This window comes from Streptomyces tendae, assembly GCF_014650435.1.
GTDB lineage: Bacteria > Actinomycetota > Actinomycetes > Streptomycetales > Streptomycetaceae > Streptomyces > Streptomyces tendae.
Map to the genome: position 1 here is coordinate 1 of NZ_BMUY01000003.1, position 14,090 is coordinate 14,090.

Annotated in this window: 13 protein-coding genes and 2 pseudogenes; 6 read left to right on the forward strand and 9 right to left on the reverse strand. The window is 70.2% G+C overall.

Annotation, left to right across the window (positions count from 1 at the left end):
• The 5 genes and pseudogenes from IE258_RS08760 to IE258_RS08780 form a co-directional block, all read right to left on the reverse strand.
• Positions 1-176: pseudogene (locus IE258_RS08760) on the reverse strand (DUF475 domain-containing protein); the annotation flags it as partial.
• Between the two features lie 49 nt (positions 177-225).
• Entirely contained in the window at positions 226-801 is a 576-nt protein-coding gene (locus IE258_RS08765) for a TerD family protein (protein ID WP_003976437.1), read from the reverse strand.
• A 96-nt stretch (positions 802-897) separates the two neighbouring features.
• Complete coding sequence (locus tag IE258_RS08770) at positions 898-1,473, reverse strand: calcium homeostasis/redox stress adaptation protein (protein ID WP_189741226.1); 576 nt, start codon at positions 1,471-1,473, stop codon at positions 898-900.
• Positions 1,474-1,659: 186 nt separating this feature from the next.
• The gene (locus tag IE258_RS08775; RefSeq protein ID WP_159327462.1) at positions 1,660-2,118 is read right to left on the reverse strand and encodes a peroxiredoxin; all 459 of its coding nucleotides are present in this window, start codon (positions 2,116-2,118) and stop codon (positions 1,660-1,662) included.
• Between the two features lie 139 nt (positions 2,119-2,257).
• The gene (locus tag IE258_RS08780; RefSeq protein ID WP_007449195.1) at positions 2,258-2,695 is read right to left on the reverse strand and encodes a DUF3052 domain-containing protein; all 438 of its coding nucleotides are present in this window, start codon (positions 2,693-2,695) and stop codon (positions 2,258-2,260) included.
• 421 nt (positions 2,696-3,116) lie between these two features.
• On the opposite strand from IE258_RS08780, the gene aceE reads away from it, so the two are divergent.
• Entirely contained in the window at positions 3,117-5,873 is a 2,757-nt protein-coding gene (aceE, locus tag IE258_RS08785) for a pyruvate dehydrogenase (acetyl-transferring), homodimeric type (protein WP_189741229.1), read from the forward strand.
• Between the two features lie 190 nt (positions 5,874-6,063).
• Here aceE and IE258_RS42005 read toward each other — a convergent pair.
• Positions 6,064-6,204, reverse strand: a pseudogene (locus IE258_RS42005) (small hydrophobic protein); the annotation flags it as partial.
• A 187-nt stretch (positions 6,205-6,391) separates the two neighbouring features.
• Positions 6,392-8,002, reverse strand: a complete 1,611-nt coding sequence (locus tag IE258_RS08790; RefSeq protein ID WP_189741232.1) for an MFS transporter — start codon at positions 8,000-8,002, stop codon at positions 6,392-6,394.
• 114 nt (positions 8,003-8,116) lie between these two features.
• Between IE258_RS08790 and IE258_RS08795 the strand changes: the two genes are divergently transcribed.
• From IE258_RS08795 to IE258_RS08805, 3 genes are all read left to right on the forward strand, one after another.
• Positions 8,117-8,815, forward strand: coding sequence for a TetR family transcriptional regulator (locus IE258_RS08795; protein ID WP_189741234.1), 699 nt, complete (start codon positions 8,117-8,119; stop codon positions 8,813-8,815).
• 54 nt (positions 8,816-8,869) lie between these two features.
• Positions 8,870-10,090, forward strand: a complete 1,221-nt coding sequence (locus IE258_RS08800) for an alpha/beta hydrolase family protein (RefSeq protein WP_189741237.1) — start codon at positions 8,870-8,872, stop codon at positions 10,088-10,090.
• Positions 10,091-10,156: 66 nt separating this feature from the next.
• On the forward strand, positions 10,157-11,050 hold the full coding sequence (locus tag IE258_RS08805; RefSeq protein WP_189741240.1) for a DUF4429 domain-containing protein: 894 nt from the start codon (positions 10,157-10,159) through the stop codon (positions 11,048-11,050).
• 123 nt (positions 11,051-11,173) lie between these two features.
• On the opposite strand, the gene IE258_RS08810 is transcribed toward IE258_RS08805, so the two are convergent.
• Both IE258_RS08810 and IE258_RS08815 read right to left on the reverse strand, forming a co-directional pair.
• A complete protein-coding gene (locus IE258_RS08810) occupies positions 11,174-12,190 on the reverse strand; it encodes an aldo/keto reductase (protein ID WP_189741243.1) in 1,017 nt (338 codons plus the stop codon).
• Positions 12,187-12,672, reverse strand: coding sequence for a MerR family transcriptional regulator (locus IE258_RS08815; protein ID WP_189741245.1), 486 nt, complete (start codon positions 12,670-12,672; stop codon positions 12,187-12,189). The genes IE258_RS08810 and IE258_RS08815 overlap by 4 nt, the downstream gene beginning before the upstream one ends.
• Before the next feature lie 97 nt (positions 12,673-12,769).
• Between IE258_RS08815 and IE258_RS08820 the strand changes: the two genes are divergently transcribed.
• Together IE258_RS08820 and IE258_RS08825 are read left to right on the forward strand one after the other, a co-directional pair.
• A complete protein-coding gene (locus tag IE258_RS08820; RefSeq protein WP_189741250.1) occupies positions 12,770-13,240 on the forward strand; it encodes a GNAT family N-acetyltransferase in 471 nt (156 codons plus the stop codon).
• A gap of 18 nt (positions 13,241-13,258) precedes the next feature.
• Positions 13,259-14,077, forward strand: coding sequence for a serine hydrolase domain-containing protein (locus IE258_RS08825; RefSeq protein ID WP_189741253.1), 819 nt, complete (start codon positions 13,259-13,261; stop codon positions 14,075-14,077).
• The last annotated feature ends 13 nt before the right edge of the window (positions 14,078-14,090 follow it).

The window sequence follows — 14,090 nt, forward strand, 5'->3', positions numbered from 1 at the left end:
GCATTCATCTTCTTCAGGATCCCGGCGTTGACCACCGCGTTGTCGAAGGACAGCGAGATCTCCATGATCGAGAGGATCGCGACGATGCCGAAGGCGGTCCACCCCCCGTAGAAGATCGCCGCGACCAGGCCGAGCGCGGTGACCGCGAACGACCAGCCGAAGGTTTTCAGAAGCACTGGCTACCCAATCGTGTGTGTACGGGGCTCCCCCGCGCCGTACTCGGCTTTACGAAACGTTGACTCCGAAGTCTAGAGCGATGCCGCGAAGCCCCGACGCGTACCCCTGCCCCACTGCACGGAACTTCCACTCGCCCTGGTAGCGGTAGAGCTCGCCGAAGATCATCGCGGTCTCCGTGGAGGCGTCCTCGCTGAGGTCGTAGCGGGCCAGTTCCTGGCCGTCGGCCTGGTTGACGACCCGGATGAAGGCGTTGCTGACCTGGCCGAAGGTCTGGCCGCGCTCGTCGGCCATATGGATCGAGACCGGGAAGACGATCTTGTCGCAGTGGGCCGGCACCTTGGAGAGGTCGACCAGCAGCGACTCGTCGTCGCCGTCGCCCTCGCCGGTGAGGTTGTCGCCGGTGTGCTCGATCGAGCCGTCCGGGCTCTTGAGCTGGTTGTAGAAGACGAACCACTCGTCGCCGAGCACCCGGCCGCTGCTGCACACGAGTGCGCTCGCGTCGAGGTCGAAGGGTGCTCCGGTGGTGGAACGCGCGTCCCAGCCGAGTCCGACCAGTACCTGTGTCAGGTTCGGTGCGGCCTTGGACAGGGAGACGTTGCCGCCCTTGGCAAGCGTGACGCCCATGGTGATGGTCCCCTCCCCGGGTGATGGTTCTTGGGTTTCCTGCGCGTCCGGCGCCGCACGTAAACCGTGCGGCGCCGGACGTGTCGAGACGGTGACTCAGACGTTCACGCCGAAGTCCTGGGCGATGCCGCGCAGGCCCGAGGCGTAGCCCTGGCCGATGGCGCGGAACTTCCACTCGGCGCCGTTGCGGTACAGCTCGCCGAAGACCATGGCGGTCTCCGTGGAGGCGTCCTCGCTCAGGTCGTAGCGGGCGATCTCGGCCTCGCCGGCCTGGTTGACGACGCGGATGAACGCGTTGCGGACCTGGCCGAAGGACTGCTGGCGGTTCTCGGCGTCGTAGATCGAGACCGGGAAGACGATCTTCTCGATGTCCGCGGGGACCGTGGCGAGGTTGATCTTGATCTGCTCGTCGTCGCCCTCGCCCTCACCGGTGATGTTGTCGCCGGTGTGCTCGACCGACCCGTCCGGGCTCTTCAGGTTGTTGAAGAAGATGAAGTGCGCGTCGCTGGCGACCTTGCCCGCGCTGTTCAGCAGCAGCGCGCTGGCGTCGAGGTCGAAGTCGGTGCCGGTCGTGGTGCGGATGTCCCACCCCAGACCGACGATGACCGCGGTCAGGCCGGGGGCCTCCTTGGTCAGCGAAACGTTGCCGCCCTTGCTGAGGCTGACTCCCACGAGTCCTCCATTGGTGTCCAGGGGCGGGGTGCCCCGTAGTGCGTGGATATCGGATCAACGAGTCGATCCTAGTGACGGGTTCCCGCGCCCCGCAGTCCCCGGAGCCGACAAATCACGGGGTGTCGGCACTTGGCGTCGCCACGCGGTACTTCGCGTCACCACGCGGTGCCGGCCGGCGGGCGCAGGTCACAGGGCGTCGAGCGCCTTCACGTACTCGGTCAGGTCACGGGCATCCGGCAGACCGTTGCGCACGGTCCAGCGCACGACGCCCTCCTGGTCGATCACGAAGGTGCCGCGGACGGCGCAACCCTTGTCCTCGTCGAAGACGCCGTAGTCGCGCGAGACGTTGCCGTGCGGCCAGAAGTCGGACAGCAGCGGGTACTCCAGGCCCTCCTGCTCGGCGAAGACGCGCAGGGTGTGGATGGAGTCGTTGGAGACGGCGAGCACCTGGGTGTCGCGGTCGGAGAACTGCGGCAGGTTGTCGCGCACCTCGCACAGCTCGCCGGTGCACACACCGGTGAAGGCGAAGGGGTAGAAGATCAGCACGACGTTCTTGCGGCCGCGGAACTCGGACAGCCGGACGGTCGCACCGTGGTTGTCCTTGAGCTCGAAGTCGGGGGCCTTGTCGCCGACCTGGATCGTCATGTCCCGTTCGTCCCTTCCGCAGGAGGTTCTCCGTAGGTGATTCGCTGGGAACCACCCTACGCACGGAAGGTCACGGACCCGCGGACGGGCCGACAGCGGCCGGCCCGTCCGGGGCCCGGATGTCACGGAGCCCTGCGGGCTACCGCTTGGACTTGGCGGCCTTGGGCGTCGCCAGCCGGCTGCCGCTCCAGTCCTTGCCGACGCTGACGCTCTTGGACGCCGTCAGTCCGGCGGTCGTCGAGGCTTCCGAGATGTCACTGGCCTCGACGTACCCGTCACGGCCGGTCTTCGGCGTGAGAAGGAGGATCGACCCGCCCTCTTCGATGTACGTGGTGGCATCCACCAGCGCATCCGTCAGGTCGCCGTCGTCGTCACGGAACCACAGCACGACGGCATCGGCCACGTCCTCGTAGTCCTCGTCCACCAGCTCGCCCTCGACGGCGCCCTCAATGGCCTCGCGGAGCTCCTGGTCGACGTCGTCGTCGTAGCCGATCTCCTGGACCACCTGCCCGGGCTGGAAACCCAGCCTGGCGGCAGGGTTCGTCCGCTCCTCCGCGTGGTCCGCGGTCGCGCTCACGGGTTGCCTCCTGATCATGTTTCGGTAGATGTCTTCAGCCACGCGCGTGCGCGAAGCTTGGCCGTAGTCCACACGGGCGGGACGGATCGCGCAAGTACCCGGCGTCTGGGACCGCCGAAACGGTGACGATCCCGGCCGTGTCGTCGCAACTCCAGCCATGCCGTCCAGCCCGAAGGTGACGTACACCACACCTATCTGCCCCGTTTGCGTATTTGGGAACCATGTGTGGGTACGAGACTCGAATGAACGTGCCCCCGATCCTCACGGGAGAACCGGTTACCCCACGGTACAGATGACGATCGCCCCCGCGAGGTACACGATGGGGAACCAGCGGGGGAATCGGCGCAGAAACCCGGGAAGAAACCGGGAAGAACCCGGGGAGAAACCCGGAAAAACGGCCCTCTGACAGCGAAGGAACAGCGTGGCTTCCGCATCCGATCGCAGTGATCGCAGCCCGATCATCATTGGCGGCCTTCCGAGTCAGGTTCCTGACTTCGATCCCGAGGAGACCCAGGAGTGGCTCGACTCCCTCGACGCCGCCGTCGACGCGCGCGGCCGGGAGCGGGCCCGCTACCTGATGCTGCGGCTGATCGAGCGGGCCCGCGAGAAGCGCGTGGCCGTGCCCGAGATGCGCAGCACGGACTACGTCAACACCATCCCGACCAAGAGCGAGCCGTTCTTCCCCGGTAACGAGGAGATCGAGCGCAAGATCCTCAACGCCACCCGCTGGAACGCGGCGGTGATGGTCTCGCGCGCGCAGCGGCCCGGCATCGGCGTCGGCGGCCACATCGCGACCTTCGCCTCCTCCGCCTCCCTGTACGACGTCGGCTTCAACCACTTCTTCCGGGGCAAGGACGAGGGCGACGGCGGCGACCAGGTCTTCTTCCAGGGCCACGCCTCACCGGGCATCTACGCGCGCGCGTACCTGCTGGATCGGCTCAGCGAGGAGCACCTCGACGGCTTCCGCCAGGAGAAGTCCAAGGCGCCGAACATGCTGTCGTCGTACCCGCATCCGCGGTCGATGCCGGACTTCTGGGAGTTCCCGACGGTCTCGATGGGCCTCGGCCCGATCGGCGCGATCTTCCAGGCGCGGATGAACCGCTACATGCACGCGCGCGAGATCGCGGACACCTCGAAGTCGCACGTGTGGGCCTTCCTCGGCGACGGCGAGATGGACGAGCCGGAGTCGCTGGGCCAGTTGTCCATCGCCGCCCGGGAGGGCCTGGACAACCTGACCTTCGTGGTCAACTGCAACCTCCAGCGCCTGGACGGCCCGGTACGCGGCAACGGCAAGATCATCCAGGAGCTGGAGTCGGTCTTCCGGGGCGCCGGCTGGAACGTGATCAAGCTGGTCTGGGACCGCACCTGGGACCCGCTGCTGGCCCAGGACCGCGACGGCGTGCTGGTCAACCGCATGAACACCACCCCGGACGGCCAGTTCCAGACGTACGCCACCGAGTCCGGCGCCTACATCCGCGACCACTTCTTCGGCGACGACCACCGGCTGCGCGCGATGGTCGAGAACATGACCGACGACCAGATCCTGCACCTGGGCCGCGGCGGTCACGACCACCGCAAGATCTACGCGGCGTACAAGGCGGCCCTGGAGCACAAGGGCCAGCCGACGGTCATCCTGGCCAAGACGATCAAGGGCTGGACGCTGGGCCCGAACTTCGAGGGCCGCAACGCCACGCACCAGATGAAGAAGCTGACGGTCGACGACCTGAAGCGCTTCCGCGACCGGCTGCACCTGCCGATCTCCGACAAGGAGCTGGAGTCCGGCCCGCCGCCGTACTACCACCCGGGCCGGGACACGGAGGAGATGCAGTACATGCACGACCGGCGCCTGGGCTGCGGCGGGTACGTGCCGACCCGGGTCGTGCGGTCGAAGCCGCTCGCACTGCCGGACGACAAGACGTACGCGACCGTGAAGAAGGGGTCGGGCCAGCAGTCCATCGCGACGACGATGGCGTTTGTGCGCCTGCTCAAGGACCTCATGCGGGACAAGGAGATCGGCAAGCGGTTCGTGCTGATCGCGCCGGACGAGTACCGCACGTTCGGCATGGACTCGTTCTTCCCGAGTGCGAAGATCTACAATCCGCTTGGCCAGCAGTACGAGTCGGTGGACCGCGATCTGCTGCTCGCCTACAAGGAGGCGCCGAACGGGCAGATGCTGCACGACGGCATCTCGGAGGCGGGCTGCACGGCCTCGCTGATCGCGGCCGGATCGGCGTACGCCACCCACGGCGAGCCGCTCATCCCGGTGTACGTCTTCTACTCGATGTTCGGTTTCCAGCGCACCGGCGACCAGTTCTGGCAGATGGGCGACCAGCTGGCGCGCGGTTTCGTCCTGGGCGCGACCGCGGGCCGTACGACCCTGACCGGTGAGGGCCTCCAGCACGCGGACGGCCACTCGCAGCTGCTCGCCTCGACCAACCCGGCGTGCGTGGCGTACGACCCCGCCTTCGGGTTCGAGATCGCGCACATCGTCAAGGACGGGCTGCGCCGGATGTACGGCGGGGACGAGCAGCACCCGCACGGCGAGGACGTCTTCTACTACCTCACCGTCTACAACGAGCCCATCCGGCACCCGGCCGAGCCCGAGAACGTGGACGTCGAGGGCATCCTCAAGGGTGTGTACCGCTTCAGCGAGGGCACCGGCGGCTCGATCCCGGCGCAGATCATGGCCTCGGGCGTGGCCGTGCCGTGGGCCGTCGAGGCGCAGCGCATCCTCGCCGAGGAGTGGAACGTGCGCGCCGACGTCTGGTCGGCGACCTCCTGGAACGAGCTGCGGCGCGAGGCCGTGGCCTGCGAGGAGCACAACCTGCTGCATCCCGAGGAGGAGCAGCAGGTGCCGTACGTGACCCGCAAGCTGGCGGGCGCGCAGGGGCCGTTCGTGGCGGTGTCCGACTGGATGCGGTCGGTGCCGGACCAGATCGCGCGGTGGGTGCCGGGGACGTACCAGTCGCTGGGCGCGGACGGGTTCGGCTTCGCGGACACGCGCGGGGCTGCGCGGCGGTTCTTCCACATCGACGCGGAGTCGATCGTGGTGGGTGTGCTGAGCGAGCTGGCGCGGGAGGGCAAGGTCGACCGGTCGGTGCTGAAGCAGGCGATCGACCGGTACCGGCTGCTCGACGTGACGGCGGCGGACCCGGGGGTGGCCGGCGGGGACGCGTAGGACGCACCCCGGCCGGAGTGGACGCACCCCAGCCGGAGCGGCACATGGCTCACCCCCGTCCGTAACGGGCGGGGGTGGGAACATCCGGGCGAAGGGTGAGGGTGACGCCGTGCAGCGGCCCGGAAGGTGCCGTTGCCCGGAGTCGTCGCTCCTACGCGCCGGACGGGTGCCAAGAGCCGGGGCCCGTCGCGAGCGTCGCGCGATCCGGCCCGGTCCGTGACCACGTCCGGCCACGTGAGCGGGGGCGCCTGCGCGATCCGTTTCCGAAGCTCGCCATCAGCAACTCCATGGACTCCCTGTGGAGTTCGAGTACCCCCGTGCGGAGTGTCATGCCTGCTTCGAACGTGCTGCCTGCGCGCCGCCCCCCTCCGGCAGCGCGCCGCAGCCTCGCGCCCTCCGTGCCCTGCGGAGGACTTGACCCACTGTGACCTGCACGGTCCGGTGGAGGGGAGGGTTCGCGGCCCCTGTCACCCTGATGGACGAAACGGGGACGGGGCCGACGAACTCCGCGGGCCGGATCAGATGTGGCCCACGCCCGCGCCCGCCTCGGCGTTCTCGCCGCGCTTGGTGAGGAAGGCGACGAACACCGCCACGACCGCGACCCCGGCGGCGACCAGCGAGGCCAGGCTCATGCCGGAGATGAAGGTGTCGTGGGCGACGTCGGTGATCTTCCCGGCGACCTCGGCGGGGGTGCCCGGCGCCACCGGCGGGACACCGACCCGGACCGCCTCGGATGCCTGGTCCGCCTGTTCCGGCGTCAGCGCGGGCAGCCCCGCGTCCTTCCAGTTGCCGGCCAGGTCGCTGTCGACCTTGGAGGCCATCACGGCACCCAGCACGGCCGTCCCGAGGCTGCCGCCGATCTGCATCGCCGCCTGCTGGAGACCGCCGGCCACGCCGGACAGCTCCATCGGGGCGTTGCCGACGATGACCTCGGTGGCGCCGACCATGACGGGCGCGAGACCGAGGCCCAGCAGGGCGAACCAGATCGACATCAGACCGCTGCCAGTGTCCGTCTCCAGCGTGGAGATGCCGAACATGGCGACCGCGGTGCACACCATGCCGCCGGCCAGCGGTATGCGCGGGCCCACCTTGGTGATCATCGCGCCGGCCAGCGGCGAGGCGACGATCATCATGCCGGTCAGCGGCAGCAGGTGCAGGCCGGCGTCGACGGGGCTCATGCCGTGGACGTTCTGCAGGTAGAAGGTGACGAAGAACAGGCCGCCCATGAAGGCGATGGCCATCAGGACCATCAGCACCACACCGGCCGACAGCGGCACCGAGCGGAACATCGCCAGCGGGATCAACGGCTCCCGCACCTTGGTCTCCCAGATGGAGAACAGGACGAAGCCCACTACCGACCCGCCGATGAACAGCCAGGTCTGACCCGAACCCCAGCCCCATTCGGGCGCCTTGATGAGGGCCCAGACGAGGGCGAACATCGAGGCCGACAGCAGCACGATGCCGAGGACGTCGAAGGAGCGCGGCGCGTTCTCGGCCCGGTGGTCCAGCAGGATCATGACGCCGAGGACGACGGCGACGATGCCCACCGGCACGTTGATGAAGAACACGGACTGCCAGTTGACGTGCTCGACCAGCACGCCGCCGAGGATCGGTCCGCCCGCGGTGGAGGCGCCGATGACCATGCCCCAGATACCGATGGCCATGTTGAGCTTCTCGGCCGGGAAGGTGGCCCGCAGCAGGCCGAGCGCGGCCGGCATCAGCAGCGCGCCGAACAGGCCCTGGAAGACACGGAAGACGATGACCGCGGCGATGCTGCCGGACAGTCCGATGGCACCGGAGGAGACGGCGAAGCCCGCCACGCCGATGAGGAAGGTCTGCCGGTGGCCGAAGCGGTCACCGAGCTTGCCGGCGGTGATCAGGGCGACCGCGAGCGCGAGGAAGTAGGCGTTGGTGATCCACTGGACGTCCGCGAGGCTGGCGTCCAGGTCGTCCTGGATGGCGGGGTTGGCGATCGCCACGATGGTGCCGTCCAGGGCCACCATCATGACCCCGACCGCGACGGTGACGAGGGTCACCCACGGATGGCCGCGCCATCCCTTGGCGGGCGCCGAACCCGCCGGCGGGCCGTCGCCCGGTCCCGGCTTGTCGAGCGTGGTCTGACTAGTCATACCGCTGAGGCTAATGACAGCCGCTGACAGTTGACAAACCAATTCACCAGTCAGTAACTGACATGACATCCCCCTATAGCTTGAACAGGGGAAACCGTACGAAGGAGACGACCTTTGAAGGTGGCCGGCACATCGGCACCCCCGGAGACCGCACCCCCGGAGACCGCCCCCGCGGCCTCCCGCCCCGGGCTGCGTGAACTCAAGAAGCAGCGCACCCGGGACCTGCTGCTGCGCTCCGCCCTCGAACTGTTCACCGAGCGCGGTTACGAGGAGACGACCGTCGACGACATCGCCGAGGCCGCCGACGTCTCGCAGCGGACCTTCTTCCGCTACTTCGCCTCCAAGGAGGACGCGGCGTTCTTCGTGTCGCGGCTCGCGGAGTCCCGCTTCGTCGAAGCGGTGCACGCACGGCCGCCCGAGGAGGCGCCCCTGGACGCGCTGCGCCTGGCCCTCGCGGCGAGCTGGAGCACCATCGGCGAGGCCGTCGAGCAGCTGGTCCCGCTCGAACTGCACATGCGTTTCTACCGGGTGATCGAGTCGACGCCCGCACTGCTCGCCGCACACCTGCGGCGGGCGACGGAGCTGGAGGAGGAGATCGCCCGCGTCGTCGCCGGCCGTGAGGGCCTCGACCTGGACGCGGACCCGCGGCCCCGTGTGGTCGTGGCCGTCTTCGGCGCGGTGATGCGGGTGACCGAACGGATCTGGTCGGCGCGCGACGACGCGAGCCTGGCGGCCCTGCGGGACCTGACGGCCGATTACCTCGATCACGTGGCGCCCGCGCTCACGGGGAACTGGCGCAGCTCCGAAACGTGATCCGTGTCACTGGATTCACGCGAGACCCTCCCGTTCTCCTAGTGTGTCCTCCCAGTGACTTCCTTCGACACCTCCCCGCAGCTGAACGTCTGGCGCGCACTGCTCGCCCTGGCCGTGGTGTTCGTGATGCTGGCGACCACCGGCTGGACCGCCCTGCGCAACCAGCGGGGCCCCACGGCACTCGAAGCGTCGGTCACGGCCTGGGAGCACGGCCGGATCGACGGACGGCATCTGCCCGACGCCCAGGCCGCGCCCGCCCGGCTGGCCCGCTTCTTCGCCTCGCTCACCGCATGGCAGCGCACCAGCCTGGCCCACCGGTATCCGCTGGCCGTCGGCAACATGAACGGCGCCCCCGTCCAGCTGCGCTACCTCGCCAACCGCTCCGCACTGCAGAAGGCGCGGTCGGTGGAGCGCGCCCGCACGCACGACAAGCGCCTCTCCCCCGCCGGGCAGCGCGAGGCCGGCCGGCGGATGCGCAACTACGAGGCGCTGCTCGACCCCGGCCGGCACATCCTCGCCTTCGACCCGGCGGGTTCGGGCCGGGTCGCCGAGGTGTTCGGGAACCTGAACCGCGCCGACCGCGTGTCCGTCGTCGTGCCCGGTGTGGACACCGAACTGCTCACCTTCCAGCGCACCGACCGCAAGAAGTACGCGGCGCCGGTCGGCATGGCCAAGTCGCTGTACGCGGCCGAGCGCGCGGCGAGTCCCGGCACCGACACGGCCGTGATCGCCTGGGCCGACTACACCTCCCCCAGCGGTCTCGGCATGGAGGCGGCCACCGCGAACCGGGCCGAACACGGGGCGGCGCGGCTGAACGCGCTGCTGCGGGCACTGCCCGGCCGGTCCCCGGTCTCCCTCTTCTGCCACAGCTACGGCTCGGTGGTGTGCGGCCTCGCCGCGGACACGCTGCCCGGCCGGGTGAGCGACATAGCGGTGGCCGGCAGTCCCGGCATGCGTGCCGAGAACGCCTCCCGCCTGGACACCTCCGCCCGGGTGTGGGCGATGCGGGATGCCGACGACTGGATCCAGGACGTGCCGTACCTGGAGGTCGGCGGCCTCGGGCACGGCGCCGACCCGGTGTCCGCCGGCTTCGGGGCGCGGGTGCTGTCCGCGCGGGACGCCCAGGGGCACAGCGGCTACTTCGTGCCCGGTACGGACAGCCTGCGGAACTTCGCGGGGATCGGGGTTGGCGCATACCGCACGGTCGCCTGCGCCGGCGAAGACGACACATGCCGGGCGGGTTTGTCCGCGGCGACGGCGGCCGGACGCGCGTAGAGGCGCAGAAACTCCGGTTTGCACGGGGAGGGGACGGGAAGGCTCGTGCCGCATACGATGAGCCGCATGGGTGACGTACTGGCCGGATTTCATGCCGCCTGGGAGTTCGAGTCCGACTCCGTGCTCATCCGCTACGAACGGGGGATTCGAACACCCAAGCTGTTCCAGGCCCTGGGGGAACGCCGGGTGCCGCTGGAGGCCATCGCCGGCGTGACGCTCGCGCCCGGCAGGCGTGGCACCGTCGTGCTGCGCGTCGAACCGCGCGCGGGTGCCGATCCGCTGATCGAGGCGGCGGCCGGGCAGCTGAAGGAGAGCGGCGACCCCTACCGGCTGGTGCTGCCCGCCGAACGGGAGACGCTCGCGGAGTACTACGCCGACGAGCTGCGGTCGCTGCTGACCGAGTCGGACCGGACCGAGCGCTACCTGGTGGCGCCGCCCGAGGCACCGCTGCACTTCAAGGCGTACGACGGGAAGGCGTCCTTCGACGGGAAGGCGGTGTCCTTCCGGTGGTCCTGGACGGGCGCGTCGTCGGCGAAGTGGAAGGCCGGCGACCAGAGCTTCCCGGTCGCCGACCTGGGCGGGGTGGAGTGGCGCTCCCCCGAGATGTTCGAGGGGTACCTGCGGCTGCTGCCGCGCGACGCCGACGCGTCGGCGGCCCCCGCCGCGTCCGCCGCTTCCGCCGCACCGGTCGTCCCCCAGGCCGACCAGGATCCCGCGGCGGTCGTGTTCGGGCTCGGGTACGGGCCGGTGCACGAGTCACTGCCGTTCGCGGCGGCGGTGCTGGCGGCGGTGCGGGAACGGGGCGCGAGCGCCCCGGTGCCGGTATCCGTGCCGGCACCCCGGCGGGACCCGGCGGACATCGCCGAGCGGATCCGGCACCTGGGGGAGCTGCATCAGCAGGGGCTGGTGACGGACGAGGAGTTCTCCTCGAAGAAGGCGGAGTTGTTGGCGGAGCTCTAGCGTCTGCCGGGTCCTGTTTCCTTTTCGGGTGCAGCCGCGTCGTGGCTGGTCGCGCCCACGCGGCGGAGCCGCAAATCGAAACAGCCCCGCGCCCCTGAGGGGCGCGTCCCCAGGGGTGCTCTGCTACTCCCGTCCGGCCGAAGTGAACGTCATGTCCGCGTACCGGTCCCCCGCGACCTTCTCCGCGATCGGCTCCAGCAGGGACAGCTCGTCCTCCGTCAGGACGATCCGCGTCGCCCCCGTGTTCTCCTCCACCCGGGTCGGCTTCCGGGTGCCCGGGATCGGGATCACCGGCAGTCCGTGGACCCGGGCCCGCTGCTGGACCCAGGCCAGGGCGATCTGGCCGAGGGTGGCGCCGTGGGCCTCGGCCACGGTGCGGACCGGGGCGAGGAGGGCGGCGTTGGCCGCCGCGTTGTCGCCGGTGAAGCGCGGCTGCTGACGGCGGAAGTCGCCCTGCGTGAGGTCCTGGTCGGCGTCGGCGAAGGAGCCGGTGAGGAAGCCCCGGCCGAGCGGCGAGTAGGGGACGAGGGCGACGCCCAGTTCACGGGCGGCGGGTACGACGCCCGCCTCGATGTCCCGGCTGAACAGCGACCACTCCGACTGCACGGCGGCGATCGGGTGCACCGCCTGCGCGGCCCGCAGCTCCCCGCCCGTCACCTCGCTCAGCCCGAGGTGCTTGACCTTGCCCTCGCGCACCAGGTCGGCCATGACGCCGACGGTCTCCTCGATCGGCACGTTCACGTCGCGCCGGTGCATGTAGTAGAGGTCGATCACGTCGAGGTCGAGGCGGCGCAGGCTCGCCTCGACGGCCTCGCGGATGTACGGCGCGTCGTTGCGGATGATCCGCCGGGTCGGGTCGTCCGGCGGGATCGACAGGGCGAACTTGGTGGCGACGACGACCTCCTCGCGGTGGGCCTTGAAGAACGGCGCCAGGAACCGCTCGTTCTCGCCCGCGCCGTACGCGTCGGCCGTGTCGTAGAGCGTCACGCCCAGCTCCAGCGCGCGCTCCAGGGTCGCCCGCGAGGCGTCGGTGTCCGTGGGGCCGTAGGCGAAGCTCATACCCATGCAGCCCAGGCCCTGGACGCCCACCTCGGGGCCGTCGTCGCCGAGCCTGGCGGTGGGGACGGTGCTGTCGGTCATCGGGTGCTCTCCGTTTCGCGGGAACGTCCGGCGTCCCCATAGAAACTGATCTTCCGGTCGAGTACGGCGAGGGTGTCCTGGAGTTCGGCGATCCGCGTCAGCACGTCCCGGCGGGTGGACTCCAGCAGTTCCCGCCGGTCGGGGTAGGTGCTCTCGCCCTCGCGGACCAGCTCGGCGTACCGGACCATGTCGGCGACCGGCATGCCCGTCAGGCGCAGTTTGCCGACGAAGTCGAGCCAGTCCAGGTCGCGGTTGCTGTACCGGCGCTGCCCGGTGTGCGAGCGGTCGATGTGGGACATCAGGCCGATCCGCTCGTACCAGCGCAGCGTGTGGGCCGTCAGGCCGGTGAAGGCGACGACCTCGCTGATGGTGTAGCGGTCCTGCCCGTCGGGGCGCGGGTGGCGCCGGGGCGGGGCGGAGCAGATGTCCGTTCTGGTGGCGTTCGGCGCGAGGGTCCCGGCCGTGGTCTGCATCACCGTCATGTGCCCCACGCTATGGCCTTGGAGTGCACTCCAAGCAAGCGCGCACGGCGGGAAAATCACGGGCCGGCGGGTGCCCGGGCTGTCTAGCATGCCCGGCATGACCCTGGTACGCCGTGCACGGCCCGAGGACGCGGAGGAAGTACTCCGGCTGCGTCAGGTGATGATCGATTCGCTGGCCCGGTCCGATCGCTCCACCGACTGGCACGCCGAGTCCCTGCCGGTGCTGCGCGGGAGGCTGGCCGAGCCGGACGGCCTCTTCGCCGCGTTCGTGGTGGATCACCCGGAGCGCCCGGGGACGCTGGCGGCACTGGTGGCCGGGACGCTCGACTACCGCATCGGCGGCGCGGGCAATCCTCTGGGCACCGACGGCTACGTGTTCAGCGTCGCCACCGACCCGGACGCGCGCCGCCGCGGGTATGCGCGCGCCTGCATGGAGGCGCTGCTGGAGTGGTTCCGCGAGCGCGGCGCCCGGCGGGTCCGCCTCACCGCGTCCACGCAGGCCGAGCCCTTGTACGTCTCGATGGGCTTCCGGCTCAAGCCGGACCCCTTGCTGGAGCTGACGCTCTGAGCGCTTAGGCTCGACGCCATGTCCTTGAAGAGCCTCGCGTCGATCGAGAACTGGCCGGTCCCCACCGCCGCGGCGGGCGTCGTACGGGCCGACGGCACGGTCCTGGGCACCCACGGCCCGGCCGCGCACCGCTTCCCGCTCGCCTCGGTGACCAAGCCGCTCGCGGCCTACGCGGCGCTCGTGGCCTACGAGGAGGGCGCGGTCGAGCTGGACGAGCCCGCCGGGCCGCCCGGCGCGACGGTCCGCCACCTGCTCGCGCACACCTCGGGGCTGGCCTTCGACGAGCACCGGACGACCTCCGCGCCCGGGGAGCGGCGGCTGTACTCCAACGCCGGTTTCGAGCAGCTCGGCGACCACGTCGCGAAGGCGGCGGACATGCCGTTCGCCGAGTACGCCCGGCAGGCGGTGCTGGAGCCGCTGGGCATGACGTCCACCGCCCTGGAGGGCTCCCCGGCGAAGGACGGCGTGTCCACCGTCGAGGACCTGCTCCGCTTCGCCGCCGAGGTGCAGGCGCCCCGGCTGCTGGACCCGCGCACGGTCGCCGAGGCGATGACGGTCCAGTACCCCGGCACGAAGGGCGTGCTGCCGGGCTACGGCCACCAGAACCCCAACGACTGGGGCCTCGGCTTCGAGATCCGCGACTCCAAGTCCCCGCACTGGACGGGCTCCGCCTCCTCCCCGCGCACCTTCGGCCACTTCGGTCAGTCCGGCACGTTCCTCTGGATCGACCCGGACGCGGGCCTCGCCTGCGTGGCCCTCACCGACCGCGCTTTCGGCCCCTGGGCGGTCGAGGTCTGGCCGGCGCTCACGGACGCGGTGCTGGCCGAGTTCGGGTAGGACCGACAGACCC

Bases quoted from the DNA above. Each gene is read 5' to 3' on its own strand.
- IE258_RS08810 (WP_189741243.1), bottom strand. From the start codon at position 12,190: ATGACCGACAGCACCGTCCCCACCGCCAGGCTCGGCGACGACGGCCCC.
- IE258_RS08805 (WP_189741240.1), top strand. From the start codon at position 10,157: ATGGGTGACGTACTGGCCGGATTTCATGCCGCCTGGGAGTTCGAGTCC.
- IE258_RS08815 (WP_189741245.1), bottom strand. From the start codon at position 12,672: ATGACGGTGATGCAGACCACGGCCGGGACCCTCGCGCCGAACGCCACC.
- IE258_RS08825 (WP_189741253.1), top strand. From the start codon at position 13,259: ATGTCCTTGAAGAGCCTCGCGTCGATCGAGAACTGGCCGGTCCCCACC.
- IE258_RS08820 (WP_189741250.1), top strand. From the start codon at position 12,770: ATGACCCTGGTACGCCGTGCACGGCCCGAGGACGCGGAGGAAGTACTC.
- IE258_RS08765 (WP_003976437.1), bottom strand. From the start codon at position 801: ATGGGCGTCACGCTTGCCAAGGGCGGCAACGTCTCCCTGTCCAAGGCC.
- IE258_RS08790 (WP_189741232.1), bottom strand. From the start codon at position 8,002: ATGACTAGTCAGACCACGCTCGACAAGCCGGGACCGGGCGACGGCCCG.
- IE258_RS08775 (WP_159327462.1), bottom strand. From the start codon at position 2,118: ATGACGATCCAGGTCGGCGACAAGGCCCCCGACTTCGAGCTCAAGGAC.